Source organism: Streptococcus sp. 27098_8_70 (assembly GCF_041432215.1).
GTDB lineage: Bacteria > Bacillota > Bacilli > Lactobacillales > Streptococcaceae > Streptococcus > Streptococcus oralis_CP.
The window spans coordinates 1-26,323 of record NZ_JAPVZD010000004.1 but is presented as its reverse complement, the minus strand read 5'-3'; the positions used below and the strand labels follow the sequence as shown (position 1 = coordinate 26,323).

Genomic DNA, 26,323 nt, shown 5'->3' with positions numbered 1-26,323 from the left:
ATCAGACCCTCACCTCCTTTCGCCTACCTCCAACAATGTAGATAAAGAAGGGAGCACCTACTAAGGCTGTGAAAATACCAATCGGCAGCTCAGCATTTGGAATGATGACACGAGAAAGTACATCTGCCCAGACGACAAAGAGGGCGCCCAGTAAGGTCGCAACGGGAAAAAGCCTCTTGTAATTCGTTCCTACTAACCCTCGAGCTAAGTGAGGAGTAATCAGACCAACAAATCCAATAATCCCACAGGTTGCCACTAAGACTGCTGTCAGCACAGCCACCATGGTCACATAAAGATACCAATAAAATCGTAAAGGAATCCCTAAAGTTAAAGCAGCCTCATCTCCCATCATCATTGCATTGAAAACACGATACTGAGTAGAGAAAAATAGAAAGGCCATTCCTACTACTACAGTTGGCAGGACTAAGTCAGACCAGGTAGTCCCGGCAAGCGAACCCATGGTCCAAAACTTAATGGTCATCACACTGTCCGCATTAGCGCCAACTGAGATAATAAAGTTGGAAAATGCCAGAAAGAGAGCATTGACCACCGTTCCTGATAAAATGAGACTAGAAGTCGTCATCCTTCCCTGCATAGAGGCAATGATGAGGACAGCAATGGTTGCCAAAATAGCTCCAAGAAAAGCTCCAAGGCTAATCACCACTTTTAAACCAAGAATAATGCTCAAGGTTGCACCCAGAGTCGCACCCGCAGAGATACCTAAGACATAGGGCTCAGCAATGGGGTTGTTTACCGTGGACTGCATCACGCTACCACACATGGAAAGACCGGCCCCTACTATCAGACCTAACAATACTCGGGGGAATCTCATGTTCCATACAATGGCAAGAGTGGACTTGGAAACCTCTCCTATCTCAAGAGGAAAACCCAACCTGCTCAAAATAATCCGATAGGTATCGCCTAGATCAATCGCAACGGATCCCATAGAAACTGCTAGAAAGAGCGAAATCCCTAAAGTAGCTAGCAAAATACCTAAAAGTAACACAAATTGCAGGTCCCGTCGGCTTCCTGAAAATTTGGAAAGCATGCAAACCTCCTTTGATAGAATCTTAAAAATTTAGAAAATTCTCATAAAAAGTATACCATATTTCTACTAGATGAACAAGGATGGAGACATATATAGACAAGCCGAAGATTGTACAAAAATGTTCGTAAAACAAAAAAATCTCCCCGAAGGGAGATGATCTGGTTTATTTTACCTTACAGTGCTAGGAACCGTAACCGAAGATTATACTTGAGTATATCGAGGTAAGGTGACAAAAGTAAAAAAGCTACCCAATTTAGAGTAGCTTCATTATCAAGATATGCTCAATTGAACACGGCCTAAGCAAGCGGATAAAAACAAAAAGCCCTCTGAAATCAGAAAGCTTTATTCTTGCTGGATAAAACGTTTATAGATTAGGCGACAAGCCGAAGATTGTACTGATGGTACATCGAGGCGAAGGCAACGAAGTATAGAAACGTTTTAGACGCAAGATTAACGACGAAGTCCTAGAGAGTTGATTAACTCACGGTAACGGTTAACGTCGTTTTTACGCAAGTATGCAAGCAAGTTACGACGGCGACCGATTTTCTTCATCAATCCACGGTAAGTAGCGTGGTCTTTTTTGTGTTGTTTGATGTGTTCGTTAAGGTGGTTGATTTCCCAAGTAAGGACAGCAACTTGAACCTCTACTGAACCTGTATCACCTTCGTGACGTGCATATTGTGCGATGATTTCATTTTTTTTCTCTTTTGAGATTGCCATGATGTTTCTCCTTTTTATTTGGCTTCATCCGAGTGACAGGTTGGCATGCCTGCAACCAAGAAGAAGTTATTTGTCTTTACGACAGTTCTTATTCTACCAAGAAGCAGGAACTTTGTCAACTGATTTACTATTTAAAACCTTGAATTACTCTACTGATTTCAGGGCTTCGAGCATATCCACTTTTCTCAAGTGGTGATTGACAAAGACCCCCAGTAGGGCTAAGATTACAGTCACTGCGACGATTGGAAGAGCATAGACTTCCCAGCTGACTTGTGGATAAAAAAGTATGGTGGCAGGTGAAATCATTTGAATCAAAAATTGATGTAAATAGTGGCCAGCTACCAAACCGAGAGCAATTCCCACAAGGGACAGCACCATGGTCTCACGGTAGATATAGAGGGTCACTTCTTTATTGTGGAAACCGAGAACCTTGATAGTGGAAAGTTCACGGATACGTTCTGCCACATTGATGTTAGTGAGATTGTAGAGAATGACAATGGCTAGTAAAACGGAAACAAGGACAAGGATTGCCATGGTTTTATTGAGCGAACTAGCCACAGATTCAAAGAGATGGATGGCCGTCGCATTTTGGACGACCCCAGAAACAGCATCTTTTTCCATGAAGGTAGCAGCTTCTTTCTCCGTATTGGAAGGTGTTGGCTCTTTTAATTTTACTAGGTAGGTATTGTCTTGTGGACGAGTGCCATAGACTTGTTCGTAAGTCGCTCGGTTGAGATAAACAAAGTGTCCAACATAGTTTTCAGAAATAGCTGCGACCTTGATTTCCTTCCCATCAAGCTCCAGCTTGTCTCCAACCGTAACACCTGCTAGTTGGGCTAATTTTTGACTCACGACCGCTCCATCAGTGACCTGCACCTCTTGCCCATTCTCCTCTAATGTGATAAAGGGTTTGAAATCTTCTCTGTTTGTGACCATCATGGTGATGGTTTGAAGTCCTGCTTTTCCTTTGAAATCTTTTTCAATGGATTTAGAGTAAATCTTTTGATAAGCGTGGATCGATTCAGCTTGCAAGGCACTTTCTAGATCTGTTTTTTCTTGCTCACTCGCACTGCTCTTTTCCGCTACAATCATCTGGTATTGCTGGATTTGTTCAAATTGGCGCTCCACAACTCCTCCCACAGATGACTGAATGCCAAGACCTGCAAATAGGAGAGCCACCGAACCTGCAACTCCAAAAATGGTCATCAACATTCGTTGCTTATAACGAAAGATATTTCTTGCCGTAACCTTATGAGTAAAACTCAAACGACTCCAAATAAAGCTCAGGCGTTCCAGCAAAATCTTTGATCCCTTAACGGGAGGTTTGGGAAGTAAGAGTTGGGCTGCTTCATCGTGTAATTCCCTCCGCGCTACCAGATAAGCCGGCAAAACGCTGGATACCCAACTTAAAGCTAGGGCAATAAGACTATAAGACCAATAGAAATACTCGTGACTTTTTCCAACAACCATCCCAGCTGTTATAACATCTGAAATCACCCCTGCAAGAAGATAATGTCCAAGAAGTGTTCCTATAAGGGTTCCCACAGTTCCTGCAAGAAAACCATAGAGGACAAACTTGGCAACAATATCTCGGTTGCGGTAACCCAAGGCCTTGAAAATGCCTGCATTGGTGCGTTCTTCATCTACAAAGCGAGTCATCGTTGTAAAGGTCACCATTGCAGCGACCATATATAGCACCACGGGGAAAATATTTCCGATAGAACGAATACTTGTTGATAAATTGCTGTACATGCGGTAGCCTTGACCACCTGGCATGGTTTGGCGATTGTATACGTGGTATTTCGGCTCTGCCAGTTCATCAAGGTCTTTCTGACGCTGTTCAAGCTTCTCTTTTTCCTTGGTTAGATCACTCTCTGTCTGAGCCAGTTTTTCTTTTTTAGTCGCCAGTTCTTCCTTAGCTTTTGTCAGATGTCCCTCGATTTGACTCTTTTGCGGTTCTGGTAAAGCGGTCGCTTGTTCTTCTTGCGTTTTCAAGCGACTTTCAGTCTGCTCTAACTGACTCTTACCATTTTCAAGGTTGCTTTCAGCAGTTTGGAGCTGTTCTTTCCCATCTTTCAGGCTCTTTTGCCCATTTGTTTTAATACTTGCCAATCTTTTTTGACCATTATCAGCAAGTAAGTCTTGCAACTCTTCCTGATGTTGGGTTCGTTTGGTCTTATAGTCTGATGAAAAAGCATCCAGATTTTTTAAATCATCATAGCGCACACGCGCAATACTATAAACATCTGAATCAAACTGGCTGGGCAAAATCACTCCATAGCCAGCCAAGCTTCCATTTCCACTGCTAGCACTCCCTAAGTCTTTTTGAGAAAGCATCTCACCCGACTGAACAAATCCAGTAATTGTAAAAGTTTGGGATTTTAGGACGGACTTCCCTTCTTCTTTCTTAGTAAAGGTAATGGTCTGCCCAATCTGATAGCGGTCTTTCCAGAAGTCGGCTAGGGCAATTTCCTCATCAGCCTCTGGCAGTCGCCCTTCTGTCACTTGGAAGGTTGAAATCCCCTCTGGCTTGGAATAAAGTCGAACCGCTTCTTCACTATTTTCAACGGTTAGGTCTGCCATATAACCAAATTCAACACTTGCTCCTTGAAGGGCCTTTAATTCGTCTTGGTCTTCTTTGTCCAAGCCATAATCAGCTATCACTGCCAGATCTAGGGTATTGGCTTTACGGAGATAATCCCCTGCCGTACGTTCCATATTTGGACTGGCCACTTTGAGACCAATAAGGGCTAAAGAACCCAGCATCATCAAGGTCAGGATAGAAACAAAGCGTCCCTTTGAAGCCGTCACTGACTGAAATAGGTCTTTCCGATACGTTTTTTTCATGCTAATACTCCAATGTATCGATATTCTGCGGATGCTCATTGACCGTCATGCTCTTAACCGTGGCATCGCGCATATGAATCACCCGATCTGCAATAGGGGCTAGCGCGCCATTGTGGGTTACGATAATCACCGTTGCTCCTTTTTGACGAGACATGTCTTGGAGAATCTTCAAGACTTGCTTCCCCGTCTGGTAATCCAAGGCACCCGTCGGTTCATCACAAAGGAGGATTTTAGGATTTTTGGCTACAGCACGTGCAATGGAGACTCGCTGTTGCTCCCCTCCAGAAAGCTGGGCTGGAAAGTTATTCAGGCGATGAGCCAGACCTACATCTTTGAGCACTTGCTCTGGAACCAAGGCATCTGTCACGATTTCTGAAGCCAGTTCCACATTTTCCTTGGCTGTCAGATTGGAGACCAGATTGTAAAATTGAAAAACAAAGCCTACATCTTCACGACGATAGTTTGTTCGTTGGTGCGAACTATAGTTGGCAATATTGGCACCATCAATCCAAATCTCTCCCTCATCATTGGTATCCATACCTCCTAGGAGATTGAGAACCGTTGATTTTCCAGCACCAGAAGCACCAAGGATAATGACCAGCTCCCCCTTTTCAATTTCAAAATTCACATCACGATTAGCCACAATCTCCGTATCCCCAACCTGATAACGCTTGTAGCTGTGTTTCATTTCAATATAAGCCATATCGTTTATCTCCTTTTCAAAGCTCGTTTTCTTAAATCAACAAGATGTTGATTCTAAATCACAAATATTATATAATGGGCTAAGTCAAAAAGCAATAATCAAAAATCAACAAAGTGTTGATTTAAGAAGAAGGAAGATAAAATGGTTCAGAAACGAAAAACTACTACTAAGGAAGATATCAAAGAAGCTTTGATTCAGCTGCTATCAGAGGATAAATTTGAAAATATATCAATTAGTAAGCTCTGTAAACGGGCAGGAATTAATAGGGGAACTTTCTATCTACACTATGAAAACAAATATCAAATGATTGACAGTTTTAAAAGTGAAATTATTTCCCAGCTCTACATTTTTTTAGAAAAAGAAAGAGAATCGCCTAGAAAGTTTATGTTAGCCAACTTCTATATATTACGTTCGAACGAACGCCTTATTAACGCCTTGTCCCAAAGTCATTACATAGACTTTCGTGGTGCAATTCGTGAATTTCTAAGTAGCATTATTCTAACTGAAAATCAAAAAGAAAAGACTCGTCATTTCTTATCTGAAAACTTCCAAATTCCTCACAAATACGCTTTGGAAATCTTCTTATCAAGTATTGAAGGAATTATTTCTCTTTGGATTGCTGGGGGAGCTCAAGAAGAACCGGAAGAAATCACGGATATAATCTTATCAACCTATAACTACGAACACTGGAGCTACGAATCAAAAGAAGATTAATTCATACAACTTACTATTTCATAAGCTATATCCTCTCATTTTATACTTTTTCAATTAGCTAAATTGCCTTTTTTTAAACTTAGATACAAAAAAACCTAGGAATTCCTAGGCTTTCTGTTTATAGATTATTTTCCAAGGTAGTATTCAGAAACTACGTTCAATTTTTCGTCAAATTCGAATACCAATGGTGGGAAGTTAGGGATTTCCACGTCCATGATTTCGTCATCTGACAAGCGTTTGATGTGTTTTACAAGGGCACGGATTGAGTTACCGTGAGCTCCTACAAATACGTTTTTACCATCTTTAAGTGCTGGAGCGATTTTGTCTTCCCAGAATGGAAGGGCACGTTCCAAAGTCACTTTCAAGTTTTCAGCATCTGGGATAACTGAGTCGTCAAGTGAAGCGTAACGACGGTCAGTGTGTGCTGAATGCTCATCATCACGGTCCATGTTTGGAGGCAATACATCGTATGAACGACGCCAGATGTGAACTTGCTCATCACCAAATTGTTCAGCAGCTTCAGCTTTGTTTTTACCAGTCAAACCACCGTAGTGACGTTCGTTCAAGCGCCATGATTTTTCAACTGGAACCCACAATTGGTCAGAAGCTTCAAGAGCCAAGTTTGTTGTTTTGATCGCACGTTTCAATACTGAAGTGTAAGCTTGGTCAAATTCGATACCAGCTTCTTTGATCAATTTACCAGCGTCAATCGCTTGTTGTGTTCCTTTTTCAGACAAATCAACATCAGCCCAACCAGTGAAAAGGTTAGCTTTGTTCCATTCAGACTCACCGTGGCGAGCAAAAACCAATTTTACCATTAGATGGATTCTCCTTTTATTTTTCGAGGTTTCCCTCGTTTATCTATTCTATTTTACACAATTTTTCATAAAAAAGCTAGTTAAAATCAACTAAAAAGAGAGAACAGTGTCCTCTCATCTAGTTATTATTATTTCGCGATATTCAATCAAGAAACGATTGCAATTATTTGTTATTTAAAGCATCAATTATACGATCAGTATTCTTAGTTACATTAGTATCATTGTAACGATTATGAATTAGACCTTCAATTGTTTCTTTGCAATTTTCAAGATTAGCTTTTTCAAATACTACCACACTGACAACATGTGTTCCACCAGAAGTAAGATGCAAAACTAGTAGAGTCTGAAAAGCGCTTAGCACTGTTAATACATCATAAGCCGCTAATATCAATCCTCCGATAAATGAATTTTGCATCATTGAAAGGCCAATAAGAGCGAAAATGATACCCCAAGCAAATGATTTGAAATCAAGACGAAATGAACTATCTACACTTGCAACTTGATCAACAGGAATTGTTTTATTTTGAGAACCCAGTGGGATAACTTTTAAAATAGTATTAGGGTTAGAAGTTTTTATAAAGACTCCCTCTAAAGTAATGGAAGCTTTTAAATAGAATGTTAAATACGATGTAATGAAAGATTATTTCATAATATTCTCCTTTTATTTTTTCAAGTTGTATTACATCATGTTTTCTTATAAAAAAAAGCATTTTGCTAACATATTCTTTCGCCAGGTAATTCTTTAAATAAAAAACAACCCTCAAACGGATTGTTTCACTAGACTATCAGACAAGGCCACGGACTTCTTTCAAAAATTTAGAAAAAGAAACAGCGCCTTTAATGATTAGAAATCCTCCTATCCACTCGGTCGCTGAAAGAAAGCCCAGCACGCCACCAATGATAAATAAAATAGAAGGTAGCTTTCGAAGTTGTTGGTCTTCTTCGAAATAGATTAACATAAAGGTACCTAATGCAATCATCAAAATCTTAAAAAATGTCAGGAGCAGGGAAAAGGCAACCGTGACAACCAGCATTTTTGAAGGATCTTTATAGATGAGGGCACCAGTATAGGATAGCAAAAATCGTAGGACAGGTCCCAAAAGCAAGGTTATACCTGCCAGCATACCCAGTCTCCAATTGAGTCGAACCAATCTATCTCTCTCCATAAGAACCTCCTTCTCTCGTAGCTATCATTCTACCACATTTCCCCAAGAAACAAAAGACCTTCTCAGTCACAAACAAATCGCCTACCAGCTTTCAGACAGCCGGACATAAAAAGAGAAGATCTGTCGATCCTCCCTTTTCATTTTCCAACCCTTATTTCTTAAAAATAGAGGTTCTGAAGTCGTTTGTTTGGTCAAGATAGGCTTTAAAGATTGCTCTCTTCAACTTATGAACGGCACTGTCAATCTCTGGCTTATAGTCACTCCAACGAGGAGCCACTGCATCCTGTAGCACAGCTTGGTCCATGAGGGCCTGCAATTCAGTCACACTATTGACGGTCTTGGTCACATAGCTTGGCCATGGTTTTGTCGGATCTTTAAAGGTCACTTGCTTCAAGTTCCCAAACTGCTTCACACGTTCATCATACATGGCTTTCTTGAAATCCGCCCAAGATGAATACTTGCCTTCAAACACCTTGTCCAATACAAGATCATCTGTCACCAATCCTCGTGTTTTACCATAGAGATTGATGGTTTTACCTTTTTGTTTGGCAATTTCTTCGTATTGATTTGAGATATAAGGTACCATTCCATCCTTAAAGCCTTTGGCAGCCAAAAGTTCGTAAGCGAACCGACGTCCCATAAGGTCCCCTGGCGTGCCTTTCTCACTGCTGAGAGCTGAATAGATTGGGGCAAAGAGTTTAATGGTATAGTAGCCATTTCGTTCATAGTCACCAGACTGGTACTCACGAGCTGACAAGATGTTGTGGTCAATCAAACTTTCAAAACTATTCAGGTTTCGGGCCTCTGCTTCTGTCAATTCTTTGACTACGTTAGTGGCGTAAACCTCATTTCCATCTGCTGGATCTTTTACATACTTGTTCTCAATTTTTCTGAGAGCCGCCATTTTCTGGTGAACATTTAGCTTGTTAACGATTGATTGCCCTTCGAGATATTCCAGCATGTAGATAAGGTCAAACATATTGTGAACATAGTTCTGAAGATCTGCTGCGTTTTGGAATCTCTCTGTCGGATCCAAGACTTGCAGACGGGAGTCCTCTGTACTATCTGATTTTGAGTGTTTCAAGATAGAATTGATGGTAATGGTTGCGTCACTTGGTTGGTCAGGGGCTTGCAATAAACCTTTTGCAAAGAACTCTGGTCCCAAGCCACTTCTTCGACCATAGCCGCCAAGGTAAATATCCTGATCGGAATCATGGGTCATCTCATGGGTATAAGTAATGGCTCCATCCTTGTCCAGCATACGGTAAGACATATAGTAGACACCATCCCCTGTAGCGTAGGCTCCATGCTGGTTGTGAACTACCTTATTGCCAACTGGGCCAAAGAAGTTCTTCATAGCCGGATTGGCGCTATCAAACTTAGCCTCTACTGTAGCTTTTCCAGAGGTTGTGTCATCCCCAAACTTATAAGCATCATAAAGCAAGATGGTACGATAGAGTTTTTCACGCCCCTCATTATCTAAAATACGATACCAATAATCGTAGTAATCTCGCTGGCGTTTGGCTGTTTCACGCGCATTTTCTTCAACAAAGTCATTGAGAGCCTTGTCCGCTTTATGCTCACTATTGCGGTAGCGATCATAAGCTCCAAATCCTAGACTAGACATGGTCGAGATGACAAAGACAGATCTTTCTGGCAAGGTCAGGAGAGGCAAAACCATATTGCGGTATTTCCATGTGGCACTCGTGATGCGGTCATAGACACCGATAGAATACTTGCTACCAGCCTGTCCTTGCTTGGCTTTAACCTCTTCGATAGTGGATTTTTCTTCAACGATGTAAGCCTTAGTCTCTGATTTAAACCAGTCATTGTTACTTGTATTTGGTAAAAAGACTTTGCGGTAATGTTCCAGCGTGCTAAACAAATCTGTCGTTCCATGATGGTTGGCAAGACTGATACCATAAGTATCGACATTATTCTTAGCTAGAAGATTGTTAAAGCCAGATTTACCTAACTCGATCAGAGTATCTAGTGGTGAAGCATTTCCCTTTCCAAAGAAGTCCAGATGGTACAGAACTAGGTCTTTGACGTTTACCTGACCATAACTGAAGTTATACCACCGTTCCAGATAGGTTAAGCCAAGTAGCAAGGCTTCCTTGTTGTGTTTGATTTTATCTACAAGATAGCCCTTGGTAACTGAGTTATCACCAGCAAGTCCAGCATCTGCTGACAAAAGTTTTTTCAAACTATCTTCCAGATGTTCCTTTGTTTTGGCGAACTGGTCTTCAAGATAGAGCTCAGTCTGCTCGACTTTTGGAGAAATACCGAGTGTCTTTCTGATGCCTTCTGAATGGTAGTCCACCTGCTGCAATTCAGGTAAGACTTGTTTGATGATAGAGCTTTGGTCATACAAGAATTGGTTTGGTGTATAGAGAAGACCCGTATTTCCTAGACTATATTCCGCTAATTTGGCAAAATCATTCTGGTACTTGAGATCGAGCTTCTCAGATGAATGATCCTTGTAGTGAAGCAAGAGTTTGTTTGCAGTCTGTTTGTTAGAAACAATATCTGTGATGACTTGGTTGTCCTTCATCATGACTGCTGACAAGAGCTCTTTTTGATATAAGAGACTGTTCTCATTGACCAGATTTCCGTATTTGACGATGGTTGCCTTATTGTAGAAAGGTAGCAATTTTTCAATGTTTTTATAAGCCAAAGTTCGCTTAGCTTGATAATGGACCACCTTAGAAAAGTCACTGTCCTTCTTGCCACTTGTTGAGAGGGGCTCCACTGTTGGTAGAGTGAGAGGATTGATGACTGCTTTTTTGCTTTCAATTTGGGAAGCATCTAGCATTGTTCCTCTTTCTTCAAAGGATTCCTTGCTGACGACCTCATCCTTGACTAAGGTGACATTGTAGACTCTGTTTGCCTTGCTGCTGAATGTGTCCTTCACCTTCATTCCATTATAATGGTAACCGGTAATGGCATTCCCGTTGGTTACATTGACATCACTGAGAACATTGGTCAAACTTCCAGCATGCCTTACATCACCAGAAGTTCGATCCCACAAATTGCCTGCCACTCCCGCAACTCTACCAAAGTGCTTGGCATTGTTAATATCGCCTTCAACATAGCTATCTTGGATTTGTGCATCCTGATCTACTAGACCTGCAAGACCACCCACTGTCTGATCTGAACTATTTGTGTTGGACGAAATGGCTACTGTCGCTTTTGACTTAGTAAGTAAAGCCCTGTCACCTGTCAAATGACCGACCAGACCACCGATATTATAGGCAGCAGTCGTCTCATACGTGTTGATAATTCTTCCCTTGAAACTGCTCTCTGTGATGCTTGATTGATCAGCCTTAGCCAGCAAACCACCGATACCACGTTCACCAGCGAGAACACCATCGACGTGAACTTGCTGAATCTTTGTGCCATTCCGGGCTTCATAGGCCAGTGAACCGATGTCATCTTTCCCTGAAATGGAGACATTTTTTAGGCTCAGCTTTTCTACTGTGGCGCCATTCAAAGTTTCAAACAGTGGTTTTTTCAAGTTGTAAATAGCATACTGCTTGCCATCTTTTTCACCGATCAACTGACCAGTAAAGATGCCCTTGATGTAGGATTTAGCTTCAGGCTCCAACTCCACTTCGTTGGCATTCAAACTAGCTGCTAAATGATAGGTTCCAGAGAGATTCTGGTTGATAGCTTTGACTAGGTTGCTAAAGGAAGTAAAGGTTGTCGTTTCCTCTCTAGCCTTCTTAGCTAGGTAGAAGGTGAAATTATCAACATATTTATTTTCTAGCTCTTGCTGGAGTTTCTCAGCCTTGGCTGTGATTTTATAAACTGGCTGACCATCTTTCGTTTCTGCCGTTATTGAAGTGACTGGTAGATAGACATCTTTAAACGACGAAGATTTAACCTTGACAAAGTAAGTGTCTGGATTACTTGGGACACCGTCTAAAGAAACGTGTTGTTTGTAAGTACCATTGGTCTGACTATACAACTCCAGATCCGAAACGTTTCTTAGCTCAAGCGTCTTCTCTGGGTCTTTTTCTTTTGGTTTTTCTGTCGGAGTTTCCGGTTTTACTTGCTCGGTATTGCCAGTATATTCTGGAAGAGGAGCGACTTGTTCCGGTTCAACGATGGCTCCTGCTTGCTCACCTTTATATTCTGGTAAGGAAGATTGAGTCTCAGGTTCCACAATCGCACCTGATTGAGTGCCTGTATACTCTGGTTTTTCAGCTGTTTCAGGAGCTACAATCGCTCCTGCTTGAGTGCCTGTATATTCTGGTGTTGGTGGCACCTGTTCAGGCTCTACGATTGCTCCAGACTGCTCGCCTGTATAGGCTGGTTTCTCAGCTGTTTCTGGTTCCACCAAAGCTCCAGACTGGACGCCCCCAACCTCTGGCTCAACTTTTTCCGGCTCAACGATGGCACCAGCTTGAGTTCCCTGATACTCAGGTAGTGGAGCGACTTGCTCGGGTTCAACGACTGCTCCTGCTTGGGTGCCTGTATATTCTGGTCTTTCAGCTGTTTCTGGGGCTACAACCGCTCCCGCTTGCTCGCCTGTATATTCTGGTAATGGAGCCTGAGTCTCAGGCTCTCCTTTTCTTGCAGACTGAGGTGCTTCACTTGCAGCTACTGCCTTCTTAGTCCCTTTCTCTACTATACGTGGCAAGGCTTCTTCTACCTTAGTTGAGAGAACTTCCCTAGAAATTTCTTGGTTTTCAACCGTGAAAATGCGAACAAGTTCAATCTTCTTCCCAGCACGACCTTCTTGTTTGACATGGATGGTTCCCTCTGCTAGATCTGGATTTTCCTGCACCACTTCTGAAACATCTAGTTTGGTTACAATCTCTTGGTCTTTGTATAAGAGCTCTGGTTTGTTCACGCGACCAGCCAAGACTTCGTCTTGAGGATCTACACTAGCAATACCAGACGGCTTTTTATTAGATAAATCTTGAGAAGGGATTGTCTTGTCTGCAGGGCTTGTTGAAGACGGAGCTTTCTGCTCATCTCCTGCCTTTTGTCCACCTTCGTTGGCTTGGAAATGAGGTTGAACTGTATAGTCAAGTTTCTGATCCCTAGCAGCAGTTTCTTGCTGATTAATCTCTTTGTCTTGCTTAATATAGCCTAGATAAGTATAACCTGATAAGGCACGTGGCAAAGGCAGACTATCTCCTTGGGATAATTGGTATTCCTGATTGTACTGGAGCAAAAGTTGATTTTCAATAGCCTGAACTGAAGAAGCCAAACCACTGCCCATCCCTGTTACCAAAATCACATTCAAGAGGGCTTTCTTTTTGCCTTTCTTTTTCGATACGACAAAAATAAGAAGGCCAATTGAAGCTAGGGCTCCACCAGTTAAAACACTAGTAAGGCTATTCTGCCCACCTGTATTGGGCAACTGACCTAGTTGGGCTTTCTCATCCATACGGTAGACTAGATAATAGGTGCTCTCACTATCTTCCGCAATCTTCGGAATATCCTTGACAATCAAGTCCTTCTCTTGCCCACTCAGCTCCGTATCCGTCACATATTTGTAGTGAACAGCTACATTTTCTTGAGCAAATACGGTTCCACTACTCGCAATGGACACAAAAAATAGGCTTGAAATCGAAGCTGACACAAGTCCAATTGCTAATTTTCGTAAGGAGAAACGATGCTGCTTCTCTCCAAAAAACTTTTTCATTTTAAATCCTCTCAACTTTTACCTTCTATCAAGAAAATAACTAGCATTATATTTTGATATAGGTATTTCACATCCACCATTATACTATAAAAATACTTCCTTGTCTCCAATAAATGCTTTAGATTTCACGAATGTCAAAGCTTATTTATCTTGTAAAATTTATCCGTCGTTGATGACAAAAAAAGAAGGCTAAGCGCCTTCTCTTATTTGAAAATATTCCTAACAAAAAGTCATTATTCTTGAATCTCGAACTTTTTCAAAAGTCCAAAATAGAGGGATCCACCAATGATTGTCAGAATTCCTCCTACCCAGCCCAAGAATGGGATCAATCCAACAGAACCACCCACGATAAACAAAACAGACGGTGCAGGGGTCACACGCTCATCGTCCTTGTAATAGACAATAGACACAATTCCTAAAACCAAGACAGCAATTTTTACCAATGCCAAAATGATTGAAAAAATCGTCAATATACCAACTGTTGCATCAGAGTCCTCCGTCGCTGCAGCAGCCCCGACAGCTATCATAAACATAACAAGAGGTGCCAACAGCAAGACGATACCTGAAATAAGACCAAAAATCGCATTTACGCGAGCAAGTGCTTTTGTTTTCATCCGAATCTCCTTAAAAAAATTTTACAACTATCATTTTATCATATTTTCATGAAAAACAAAAGAAATTTCGAAACGAGTATACTAGATGATGAATGTTTTCCAATTTCTCTCCAGATATTTAGAGTAAGAAATATGTCCTGTATCAATTTATTTGTAAATTCATTCGTTTTTGTACTAAGCAAGCCATTCACCTAAAAAAGAAGATCACTTGGATCTTCTTTTTCCGTATCTATCTTTGCAAAAAGCTTATCTTTCAAAGATAGACTGTCTGAAGTCGTCTGTAGCACGTAGATAAGCATTGAAAATACGATACTTGAGTTGGGCGACACTGCTCTTAGAGCTGTCTGATAAGGCACGATCAATGTTCTTAGCTGAGGCATCCGCTAGTACTGCTAAGTACATATAATCTTGTAATTCCTCATAAGAAGAAATCGTAATTTGTCGTTTGCTATCTAGTTTTCCTGCTTCAAACTCGATGGTGATCGGGCGAAGGAAGTTTTGAGCCTTGTTGTATCGCTCATTTAGCATGGCTTTCTTCAAATCCTTCCATGATTCATACTGACTACCGTAGAGATTTTTGAAAACCAGATCATCTCCAACTACTCCGACATCTCCTCTGTTCCAGATTGAGTAGGTCTTATGACCTTCTTTAAGGGCTTGGCCAGCGTATTGGCCAGATACATATGGGACGAATCCTTGTTGGTAACCCTTGTCTCCGAGCAATTCGTAGGCTCTACGGCGGAACATAAGTCCCCCAGGTGCACCAGTTGGATTGTCCAGAGCTGCATAGAAGGAAGCAAACATATTGATGACATAGTAGCCATTTCGTCCAAAGCTAGCTCTATCCCAACCATCGCGACGACCAATGATATTATGATCAACCAGAGCATCGACAGATTTTAGTTTGGCTGCTTCTTCGGCAGTTATAGGGACAATTCGATCATCAGCGTGGGCTTGTTTACCATAAGAAGTTTTTTCAAAGTTATAATTTTCAGCCTTACGGTACCATTTCATTTTCTGTTGATCAGTTAGAACTCCAGTAACAATATCCCCTTCAACATAATCCAGAAGGTTCAGTACGTCAAAAACTCCATGCATGTAGTCGCGAAGAGCATCTGCTGAGGAGAATCGGGCAACAGGATCATAGGTATGGTAACGCGAGGTCGAATCTTTATCTCCCTGATAGAAGCTATTGAGCACGAGACCTTTTTCGCTAACATTGGTTACAGACTCTAACATTCCTGTAGCAAAGCTCTCAGGTCCTTCACCCTCACGACGACCATGCCCTTCAAAATAGATAGAACCATCCGAGTTGTGGGTCATTTCATGAGTATAGACCATGGTTCCAGAAGCTCCCAGCATCTGGTCATAGACGTAGAAGACTTCATAACCATTGGCAAAGGCCCCTAGTCCATTGTCTCCGTGATACTTCCCAGCAGGGCCAAAGAAATTGTACATAGCAACAGAGGTCTTATCATTACGCGGAGCCCAATATTGCTGGCCTTTATCATTATAAAGAAAGAAACCGTCTGTAACGATCACCCGTCTGAATAGAGTGTCTTTCCTGTTTGGACTTAGAATGTTGTACCACATGTCATAGTGGTTTCGTTGCCATTCAGCTGATTGATCCACAAGTTTTTCAACGTGTCGATGGAGTTCCTCACCTGAGAGAACTCTGCCACCTTCTTTCCTGTAGCCTCCAAAGCTACCAAAGGCAATGGTCGACATATTGCTGATGATATAGACATCTCTTTCAGGTAAGGTCAGAAGTTGGAGGACCATTTGCTTGAAGCCCCAATCTCCCTGAGTCAGTCTGTCGTAGACCTTGATTGTATACTTACTCTTACGATCCGCATTGTCCTGCTTAGCCTGAATTTCTGACAGACTTGAACGAGCCTCTACGATATAAGCCTTAGTATTTTCCTTGAACCATTCACTGTTGGTTTTGTGTGGCAAGAAGAGTTCACGCAGACTTTCTAAATAATCAAAGAGGTCTCCTTTGCCTTTTTCCTTGGCTAGGGATTGTCGGTAAGCATTGAAGTTGTTTTGCGCTCGAAGATTGCCCATTCCAGAGTTCCCGAGAGCGATGATAGTATCCAGTGTCGAAGCTGCTTGATTGCCAAAGAAATCAAACTTATAGGCATTAAGATCTTTGGTGTTGAAAGTTCCATAGTTGACATTATACCAGCGGTTGAGATAGGTCAGACCAAGCATGACGGCCTCTTTGTTCTGCAGAATCTTTTGGCTAATCGCATCCGCTACGGCAGGACCTAGGGTGTTGATCGACTTGTCAACTGAAAGCACCTTGAGGAGCTCCTGACCTAGTTCAGCCTTGGTTTGTTCAAAGGTTTTTTCTAGATAAAGATCATCTAAGGAAGCTGTTTCACCAATCCCTAATACTTTACGCACTGCAGCCGAGTCATAGGTCACAGATTTGAGTTCATCCAAGACACTCTCTTTAATAGACTGGTAGTCAGATAGGAAGGCCTCTGGCGTATAGAGCAAATTCTTATCGGCGATGCTATATTCAGCAATCTGGCCATTGGCAAAATCACCCTTGTAGGTCAGATCAAGATAAGCGATCGTCTTATCTGCATAATGCAGCATCAGTCTATTGATTTCACCCTTATGGCTGTTGACATCTGTTATCAGTGTCTCATCTTTCATCGGAACCACATCTAGCAGGGCTACTTTGTTGAGTTTATCATCTTCAGCTAATTGGTTAGCTGTATGAACGATGAAGTCTTTGTTGTAGAATGGTAATAGTTTTTCTACATTTTCGTAGGCTTGCTTTCTGGACTCCTGAGCTCCCCTCACTCGACTATAGTCTGTTTGATGCTGGTAAGCTTGCTGCAATGGCTCTTGGTCCGTCAAGTTCGAAGTGATTCTAAAGGACTGACGTTTGGCTTGCGCATCGGCCTCTGAAATAGAACGGACAAAACGCTCATCTTTTCGATTTGCTGTAGTTCCTTCAAGAACATAAGAGTCCCGAACAGAAGCCTCAGGATAGGGATCTCCTGTCATCGCATGACCATTTTGAACCTTGACACTGGTCAAGACATTTCGGACCTGTCCATTGTTCCAAGTAGACCCGATTGCTCCACCGACTTGGCCAGAATGACCTCCATTCTGGATAGAACCACTCACATAAGAAGTTTCTAATCTAGCTCCATTTTGCAAGCGACCAATCAAGCCTCCAACACGCTGGTCTCCGTTTCTACCCGTTACTTGGATAGATACATCTGCCTGACTCTTCTGCGCCAGTGATTGGTTGCCGTGGAAATTACCGACCAGGCCACCAATATTGTACTCCTGCCCTCCATCTTGGGTGCTGGTGATGGATCCTTTAAAGGCAACATTGGTTAGTTTTGTGTTTTGGGCAACTCCTACGAGTCCACCGATATGCTTGTTCCCAGATAGACTACCACTTACAGAAACATCCGTAATCGTTGCGTTCTGAGCGTTGCTAGCCAAGGCCCCTATAGAATCCTTGCCTGTAACTGCAGTCGATTTCAAGGTCAGTTGCTGGATGGTGGCATTTTTCAAGGTTGCAAAGAGTGGTTTTGCCAAGTTGTAGATGGTATAATCTTTGCCATCCACTCGGCTAGTTAGGCTACCTGAAAATTCTTCTGGTACATAGCTTGTCGCAGACTGTTCCAACTGGAGTTCATCTGCTGAAACATCCGCTCCTAATGTGAAGTTTCCAGTCGGGTTTGACTTCATGGCCTCTACGAGCGCTTTGAAGGACGTATAGACACCTTCTTGACTAAGAGGCGTTTTCGGCAGTTCAAAAGAGTAATCTGGACGATAATGATCCCCTTCTCCCTCGACGAGCTGATTAGCTGATACCGTTACGGAATAGGCATTGCCCTTATCTGTAATCTTAGTAACAGGTAAGAGCATATCCTTGAACTTGTCTGACTGAATGCGGACATAGTAGTTGTCCAAATCAGACGGCACTTCCGACAGGGATAGGTAACGTCGGTAGCGACTACCATCTTTACCGTACAGTTCGATACGATCAATATCTTTGATTTCAACCTTCTTATAATCTAGCTGAACTGGACGTTGATCCTCTATACTAGTTTGTTCCCCTTGACCCAGGTCATATTTCATGACAGTTTTGAGGGTATAAGGAGTATAGTAGTCCAAGTCATCAAGCGTCAATTTTTGAGTGAGATCCACAAGGTCGACTTCCTTAATTAACGTTTCACCCTTGTATAGCTGCACTTTGGCTGATTGATAGCTAGCTGTAGCATCCGTCAAGTGATAGCTAAGAGAAACTTGGCGTTTGTCTTCTTCCTTCTCGACACGGACTAGAGAGAGGGTTGGTTTTCTCTTGACACCATCCAGAGCTTGACGAGCGGCCTCGAGATCCGTCCGAACTTGATCGACCAAGGCTTGATTGGCGAAAGGATTGTCCAAAACGAGCTTGGCCTGATCTAGAGCACGGCGATAGCGGAGTTTGGTTTGTTCATCAGCATACTGGTAAGCAACTGTAGACTGAGTCACATCCTTCATGTCAAATTCAACTCCAAGAGTTTTCTTATCAACAGGTTGGCCGTCTAAATTATTCTTAGCAGTTTCAAGGGCTTTTTTCAAAGAATCAACCTGTTCTTGACTAGCATGAGATGCCTCAAAGAGAGCTTGGGCATTTGCGACTGCCTGTTTATAAGACTCTTGATCTGCAGTGGTATCATTGAAATACTGATGCGTTTTCTGAATGCTATCGGCCTCCTCCACTAATTGGTGCAAGGATTCGAGGTCGAGGGTTCCTTTTTCTGGTTCCACAGGAGCGTGATCCGCATTTGTAGAAATTGGTTTTGTACCGACTTTGATAATCTGAGGAACTGCTTCTTTTGTGATAGTGTTAGAGATTTCCTCTGTATTTTCGACTTTTCCATCTACTAAATACTGACGAGTCACAATCGTACGGACACCCTCTTGACCAGCTTGGCTAACTTCCCTTTGCCCCAAAGGCAGGTCTGCACTTTCCACTTCCTTAGTTGGATAGGGTTCGGCCACTGTTGTGGTTACGTCCTTTTCTTCAACGTTTAAGCTTGGAACTTCATTTACAGGAGCGTCTGTTGGTTTCTCGCTAACAGGAGCTGTTCCGACGGTTACGATCTCCGATACTGCTGGTGTCGTCACTTCGTTGGAGATTTCCTGGCTTCTCTCTACTTTGCCATCTACTAAATACTGACGAGTCACAATCGTACGGACGCCATCTTGACCAGCTTGGGTTATCTTGGTCTGACCAACTGGCAAGCTATCACTCTCTACTCGTTCTCGAGTGTAGGGTTCTGCTACCGTCGTAGTAACATCTTTTTCTTCAACGTTTAAGCTTGGAACTTCATTTATTGGGGCGTCTGTTGGTTTCTCGCTAACAGGGCCTGTTCCAACTGTTACGATTTCTGAGACCGCTGGAGTCGTCACTTCGTTAGAGAGTTCCTGGCTTCTCTCTACTTTTCCATCTACCATGTACTGACGGGTGACGATTGTACGCACGCCATCTTGACCAGCTTGAGTTATCTTGATTTGGCCAACTGGCAAGCTATCACTCTCTACTCGTTCTCGAGTGTAGGGTTCAGCCACTGTTGTGGTAACATCTTTTTCTTCAACGTTTAAGCTTGGAACTTCATTTATTGGAGCGTCTGTTGGTTTCTCGCTAACGGACTCCCCTGGGCTTGGTTTTGTAGGAGAAGGGATCTTGCTTCCGACTTTTCTAATCTCAGAAGTCGGCTCAGTCGTTACCTGATTGGAAACCTCCTCTGTATGGATCACCTGACCATTTAAAAAGTAGCTGCGGGTCACGATGGTACGACTACCATTTTTCCCTGCCTGAATCACCTCAGTTTGACCTTGCGGCAAATCATCCGCCTCTACTTCCACCACTTGGAAAGGAATAATCTCTGTACGACTGGTATCTTTACTATCAACCTTTAACTCTGGTTGTTCAAATACAGGAGCATCACTTGGTTTCTGAGAACGATACTCTTCCTGCGCTTGGCTTCCGTTCGAAGTTTGGACTGGAGTATCAATAGGAGCCGAATGATTCAACTCTTTCTTGCCATCAACTGGAGAGTTTACTTCTTTTTGAGATTTCAAATACCCTACATATTGGTAGCCTTCAATCGTAAGTGGGGATTGCAATGTTTCCCCGACCTGTACAGTCAATTCCTGATTATAGTCTGCCAGCATTTGATTTGTCAAAGCCAAGGAAGTTGGCGCAATCAGCTGACTTCCTAGACTGGTCAAAAGCATGAATGAAGCAAGTTTCTTGCGATCATCTCTGCCCAGTTTAATCGCTACGACCAGTAGCACAATGCCTGCCCCTGCTGCAATTGAGCTAATGAGTTGGCTGTGACCAGTTGCAGGCAGCTGTCTCGTCGGACGATAAATCAAATAGTAAGTATCATCTGTTTCCTCAGCAAACTGTGGCAATTCTTTGACTACCAATTGCTTTTCTTGGTCCGTGAGCTCACTTTCTGTCACATACTTATAGTGAATCTGTTTTGTGACGGATGGCGTCTGTTCACTGGCTGCTACACTTGCAAGAGAACCTCCTCCACTAAAAAGGTAGAAAACCCCTACCAAAGCAGAAACTAAACCAACCGAAACTTTTCTCAATGAAAAACGTTGGTGCTTTTCTCCTAAATAACTTCTTTTCATTTCTAATCTTTCCTTCATCATGATTTGAATCCCCTCTATTCTACCGAAATTTACTAGATTATTCAATTTATTTGCTATAAATAATAGCCACAAAAAACTGCTAATCTTTTCAGTTCATTTACGCTGTCAAAATCCTTATCTTATCAGGTCTTGAATGCACAAACAAGATCATGGAGAAACCACAGAAAAATTCCTAGGTAGCCTTAAACCTAGGAATTTTCAAATTTTAATCAAACAGAATCGTTTCCTTATTTCTTGAAAATAGACTGTCTGAAGTCGTCTGTCTCACGAAGATAAGCGTTGTAAATCTTCTTCTTGAGCAGGTTAACCCAGCTAGATTCGACACGGCTAGTAGCATTGGTAATGTTGCGTACATCCTCTGCCACGGCTGCGTCCATCAACTGCTGCATCTCTGCATAAGAACGAATGGTTACTTTCTTGGTACTGTTTGGATTTTTAAGCTCGTACTCAATGGTGATTGGCTTCAGCTTGGTCAGCTGATCAATTCGCTCCTTGTACATGGCCTTCTTGAAGGCTGCCCAAGAGGTGTATTCACCTTTAAATACATTTTCCAAGACTTTCTGGTCGGTCACGAGACCGACATCTCTTCCAGACCATCCGTCCCACGTTTTCATCCCTTCATCGAAGGCTTCCTGAGAGTACTGACCAGAAACATAAGGGACAAATCCGTCATGATAGCCCTTGGCTGCCAGTAATTCATAGGCTGTGCGACGGAACATAACGTCACCAGGTGCTCCATTTGGATTGCTCAAGGCTGAGTAAATTGGTGAGAAGAGGCTGAGACTGAGGTAGCCATTTCGACCATATTTTCCGCTTTCCTTGTTCTCCCTACGAGTGATCACATCATTTTCAATCAGGGAGTCAAAGGTCTTCAGCTGCTTGATTTCCTCAGCTGTAAAGCTTCGCGTCTGGTTTCCAGCGTGGGTCTCCTTGCCATACTTATCTGTAATATAGTAATTCTCCATCTTCCTGAACCACTGTAACTTGGCAGCATCACTCTGCTTCAGCATAGAAGTACCTTCTAGATAGTCCAAGGTGTAGATCATGTCAAACATACCATGGACATAGTGTTGTAGGTCTGCTTCATTTTGAACACGTTCCTTGAAATTATAGGTATGCATACGTGTCTTAGAATCCTTGTCCACCTTGAAGAGAGTATTGAGCGTAATGGTTGGTTCATCTGGGCTTGGCGAAGATTGCAAGAGTCCCCGAGCATAGAGTTCCGCACCCAAGCCCTCACGACGACCATAGCCTTCGAAGTAAATTGCACCGTCAGAATTATGGGTCATCTCATGCGTGTAGACTGAGTTTCCATAGTCTTCTAATAATCGTGCCCTATCAAAATGGGTCACACTTCCCGTAGCATAGGCATTGTAGCCCTTGCTTGGATACCACTTGCCGGCTGGTCCAAAGAATTCCTGCATGGCCTGTGATTTTTTGTCATTAGCTGGAGCCCAGTAGCTTTGTCCTGCTTTGTCAGTCAAGAAGAACCCATCATAAACCAGAACCGAACGGAAGAGCTTGTCCTTGCTTTCCGGACTCAGAATCTTGTACCAGAAATCATAGTGGTCGCGCTGGTATTCAGCTGTTTTTCTCACTCTGTCTTCGACATATTCAACTAGTTCTGCGTCTGTGCGCACTCTGTTATTGGCATCCAGGCGGTAACGATCATATGCTCCCATAGAGAGGGTAGACATATTAGAGATAGCATAGACACCTTTCTCGGTCATGGTCAAGAGTGGCAGGAGCATGCCCTTGTGTTCCCAATTATCTGCAGTAATCTTGTCATAAACACCGACAGAGTACTTGCTCTTGCCCTCGGCTGCGTCCTGAAGCTGTCTCGCTTCTGCTACATCGGACTTAGCCTCAACGATGTAGGCTTTTGTATTGGTCTTGAGCCATTCATTATTGGTCTTGTATGGTAGGAAGAGCTGACGGTAGCCTTCAAGGTAATTGAAGAGTCCTCGCTTGCCAGTTGCTTCAGAGAGCGAATTATCATATGCTGTATAGTTGTTCTTAGCCTTGAGATTTTCAAGTCCTGATTTCCCTAAAGCAATGATTGTATCAAGAACCGAAACGTCATTCTTACCGTAGAAATCCATCTTGTAAGCCGACAAGTCTTTGACATTAAAGTTATCATAGTTGATATTATACCAACGGTTAAGGTAAGTCAAACCTAATAGGAAAGCTTCTTTATCAGCAAGAATCTTCTTAACAAGATAATCCTTAACTACTTCACCTTCAGTATTGATAGCCTTATCCATAGCCAGCACTTTGCGAAGCTCACCTGATAGCTTGCTTTTCACCTGCGTAAATGCAGTGTCTAAGTATAGTTCATCTAAAGAAGTGTCTGCTGCTACTCCGAGAGCTGTACGCATAGCTGGCGAATCAAGAACGACCTTGTTCAGCTCTGGCAACACTTGATTTAGAATACTAGTATAATCTGATACAAAGACTTCTGGAGTATAAAGAAGGTCTAACCCCTTGATACTATACTCAGCAATACCTTGGTTGACGAAATCTCCCTGATAAGATATTTCTAGGTAGTCAATGGTATTGTCCATGTAGTGAAGCATCAAACGATTGATTGCTGTTTTATTGCCATGGATATCAGTGATAACCTGGTCACCTTTCATCGGAACAACATCCAGTAGGTACTCCTTGTTCAACTTATGCTCTTTCGGAATCTTGTTCGCAAACGAAACAATGGTTTCTTTATTGTAGAAAGGAAGCAGTTTCTCCATATTTGCGTAAGAATATCCGCGGTCGAATTGAACATTTTTTTCCTCACCATAGTCGACAAAACGCGTATTTAGATTCGTGTCATCTAGGCTAGTCGTGATGTCCATAGCAGTCAGTTTTTCTTCCATTTCTTCTTGAGTAATTGTAGAAGTAACAAACTGATCGTTTTTCAAGGTTTCACTCTTAGCAACTTTATATGCTTGCGTAATGCGGTCGTTTTTGTAGCCCTGATCCCCAGAAATACTGTAAACATTTGTACCGCTAACATTACTGATCACATTATCAACTAAACCATTAAAGTAGTTCGAGCCGACCACTCCACCGATTTGACCGTTAGTGGTTGCATTATATACTTTTCCTGTCACATAAGATTTGGTAATTCGAGCATTGTTTTCTAGACGTCCAACCAAACCACCGATACGTTGTTCATTTGATCGTGCACCACTTATAATCGTTACATCTGCTTTACTTTGGCTAAGAAGAGATTCTCCTCCTTTAAGGCTTGAAACCAAACCACCTACGTTATAGGCTTTGATGTGTTGACTGTTAGATAGGATGGTACCCGTAAAGGAACTATTTGTAATCTTCGTATTGGTTCCATTAACTACTAGACCCGCTACGTTAGAGGCGTTTCCTACTACCGATACTCTCCCCTGAACAGAAACATCTGTGATTCGCGCATTCTCCGCATTACGTGCCAGCGCAGCCGAGTCATAGGTACCCACGATATTCACATCTTTAAAGTCGATATTGGTAATAGAAGATCCGTTCTTGAGGTTTTCAAATAAAGGTTTGGCTAGATTATAAATGGCGTATTGCTTACCATTATGACTACCTGTCAGGCTACCTGTGAAGTTCCCTTTGAGGTAGACATAATCTGCAGGTGCAAGACTAACCTCACTAGCATCCAAATCAGCTCCCAACACATAATTTCCTGCCATATTTCGCTTCATAGCGTCTACCAATCTAGCAAAGCTAGTGTAGACATTTTGCTGGCTTGGGACTGCCTTACTGATGTAGAAGTCGTGCCCAGACTTATAGCCCGTTTCACTTTCTTGGACGAGTTCAGGAAGGGTTACATTAACCTTATAGACTGCCTTGCCATCTTTCTCTGCTTCAGAAATGCTGTGAACTGGTAGGAGAATTTCCTTGGATTCGCTTGATTTGATCTTGACGAAGTAAGTAGACAGATCCGTAGGCATAGAGTTCATCGATACAAAGCGCTTGTATTGGTCGTTTTCTTTATGATAAAACTCAACGGAATCAATATCACGGAAGGCAATCTTCTTGTATTCTAGCTCAAAGTTACGACTGTCTGTTTCAAACTCAGTAAAGCTACCATTATCCAATTCATAAGTCAACTTGGTTTTCAAAGTGTAGCCTGTGTAGTAGTCTAGGTCGCCAATTTTCAAGCTGCCAGCAAAGTTGGTAATCGGAAGAGTGCGAATCAGCTGGTCTCCCTGGTACAATTCTGCAGTCGCTGAACGGAAGGACTGGGTCTGGTCTTCCAATCTATATTGGACCGTCACTGACTTATCATCAGCATTCTCAGTCAGACTTAGAATTGAAACAGTCGGCTTGACTTTAGGCACTCCATTTAGAGCTTCTTTGGCTTCTGTCAGGCTAGCAAGAACTTGGTTGACCTGTACTTGTGTAGCAGTCTGATTGTTCAAAACTCCCTCTGCCTTGGTCAATTCGTCAGTATAAGCTGTCTGCTTTTCTGAATCCGCATTCTTATATTTAACCGAGGTTTTAACCGTTGGATTTAAATCGTACTCAGTCTGAAGAGCTGTTTTAACAACTTCAAGACCACTTAATTGCGCCTTGGCTTGATTGATTTGTTCCACCAGTTGGTTGACTTCTGCTTGGCTAGCTTGAGATTGGCTCAGAATAGCTTGACCTGCCGTCAAAGCAGCATCATAGTTAGCTTGATGACTCTGACTATCGTTGAAATAACTGGCCTGAGCTTTAATCTGATCCGCTTCTGCCAAGAGATTATGCAGTGAAATTAAATCGAACTCCTCTAAAGCTTCCGCTTTTGGTGCATCATTTGGTACCATATTTGGTTTAGCTGTTCCGACTTTGACAATTTGCGTTACTGGAGCTAGGGTTTCCTCATTAGACAATTCTTGGCGATCGATTTCCTGACCGTTAGAGCTGTAAACACGAGTCTTAATCGTACGCTCACCTTGGACTCCTGGAGTCGCAATTTGACGAGCATCTCGAACCAATTCATCCGTTTCTTCTTCACGAATGTTAAAGTTGATTTTTTCAACGCGCGTTTCGTCAGTGTAAGTTAGCGGGTATTCTGGCAGAATATCTGCTTTCGGAGCTTCATTCGGTACCATGCTTGGTTTAGCTGTGCCGACTTTGACAATTTGCGTTACTGGAGCCAAGGTTTCTTCATTAGACAACTCTTGACGATCAACAACTTGACCGTTAGAACTGTAGACACGAGTCTTGATGGTCCGTTCGCCTTGAACGCCTGGAGTGGCGATTTGACGAGCATCACGAACCAATTCATCCGTTTCTTCTTCACGAATGTTAAAGTTGATTTTTTCAACGCGCGTTTCGTCAGTGTAAGTTAGCGGATATTCTG

General features: G+C 42.5%; 12 protein-coding genes. 1 reads left to right on the top strand and 11 read right to left on the bottom strand.

Translation table 11 applies throughout. The annotated features are described in order from the left end of the window. Position 1: 1 nt before the first annotated feature. From O3655_RS07460 to O3655_RS07445, 4 genes are all read right to left on the bottom strand, one after another. Entirely contained in the window at positions 2-1,048 is a 1,047-nt protein-coding gene (locus O3655_RS07460) for an iron ABC transporter permease (RefSeq protein ID WP_308697161.1), read from the bottom strand. A 450-nt stretch (positions 1,049-1,498) separates the two neighbouring features. Continuing rightward, positions 1,499-1,768 carry a 30S ribosomal protein S15 gene (gene rpsO / locus O3655_RS07455; protein ID WP_001018251.1) on the bottom strand — a complete coding sequence of 90 codons (270 nt, stop codon included), beginning with the start codon at positions 1,766-1,768 and terminating at the stop codon, positions 1,499-1,501. A gap of 144 nt (positions 1,769-1,912) precedes the next feature. Continuing rightward, the gene (locus O3655_RS07450; protein WP_247925282.1) at positions 1,913-4,615 is read right to left on the bottom strand and encodes an FtsX-like permease family protein; all 2,703 of its coding nucleotides are present in this window, start codon (positions 4,613-4,615) and stop codon (positions 1,913-1,915) included. A gap of 1 nt (position 4,616) precedes the next feature. Further along, positions 4,617-5,318: an ABC transporter ATP-binding protein gene (locus O3655_RS07445; protein WP_308697160.1), complete on the bottom strand. Its 702-nt coding sequence runs from the start codon at positions 5,316-5,318 to the stop codon at positions 4,617-4,619. A gap of 141 nt (positions 5,319-5,459) precedes the next feature. On the opposite strand from O3655_RS07445, the gene O3655_RS07440 reads away from it, so the two are divergent. Continuing rightward, entirely contained in the window at positions 5,460-6,032 is a 573-nt protein-coding gene (locus O3655_RS07440; protein WP_084944958.1) for a TetR/AcrR family transcriptional regulator, read from the top strand. Between the two features lie 125 nt (positions 6,033-6,157). Here O3655_RS07440 and O3655_RS07435 read toward each other — a convergent pair whose 3' ends face one another. From O3655_RS07435 to O3655_RS07405, 7 genes are all read right to left on the bottom strand, one after another. Further along, positions 6,158-6,850 carry a phosphoglycerate mutase gene (locus O3655_RS07435; RefSeq protein ID WP_000240130.1) on the bottom strand — a complete coding sequence of 231 codons (693 nt, stop codon included), beginning with the start codon at positions 6,848-6,850 and terminating at the stop codon, positions 6,158-6,160. Positions 6,851-7,013: 163 nt separating this feature from the next. Continuing rightward, a complete protein-coding gene (locus O3655_RS07430) occupies positions 7,014-7,268 on the bottom strand; it encodes a hypothetical protein (protein WP_033630067.1) in 255 nt (84 codons plus the stop codon). Positions 7,269-7,635: 367 nt separating this feature from the next. Continuing rightward, positions 7,636-8,016, bottom strand: coding sequence for a hypothetical protein (locus O3655_RS07425; protein WP_371641278.1), 381 nt, complete (start codon positions 8,014-8,016; stop codon positions 7,636-7,638). Positions 8,017-8,167: 151 nt separating this feature from the next. After that, a complete protein-coding gene (locus tag O3655_RS07420) occupies positions 8,168-13,675 on the bottom strand; it encodes a ZmpA/ZmpB/ZmpC family metallo-endopeptidase (protein WP_371641277.1) in 5,508 nt (1,835 codons plus the stop codon). Between the two features lie 233 nt (positions 13,676-13,908). Beyond that, positions 13,909-14,289, bottom strand: coding sequence for a hypothetical protein (locus O3655_RS07415; RefSeq protein ID WP_000849881.1), 381 nt, complete (start codon positions 14,287-14,289; stop codon positions 13,909-13,911). A gap of 246 nt (positions 14,290-14,535) precedes the next feature. Continuing rightward, on the bottom strand, positions 14,536-20,961 hold the full coding sequence (locus tag O3655_RS07410) for a ZmpA/ZmpB/ZmpC family metallo-endopeptidase (protein ID WP_371641276.1): 6,426 nt from the start codon (positions 20,959-20,961) through the stop codon (positions 14,536-14,538). A 248-nt stretch (positions 20,962-21,209) separates the two neighbouring features. Next, positions 21,210-26,323, bottom strand: a 5,114-nt coding sequence (locus O3655_RS07405) for a ZmpA/ZmpB/ZmpC family metallo-endopeptidase (RefSeq protein ID WP_371641275.1), incomplete at its 5' end; no start/stop codon positions are given.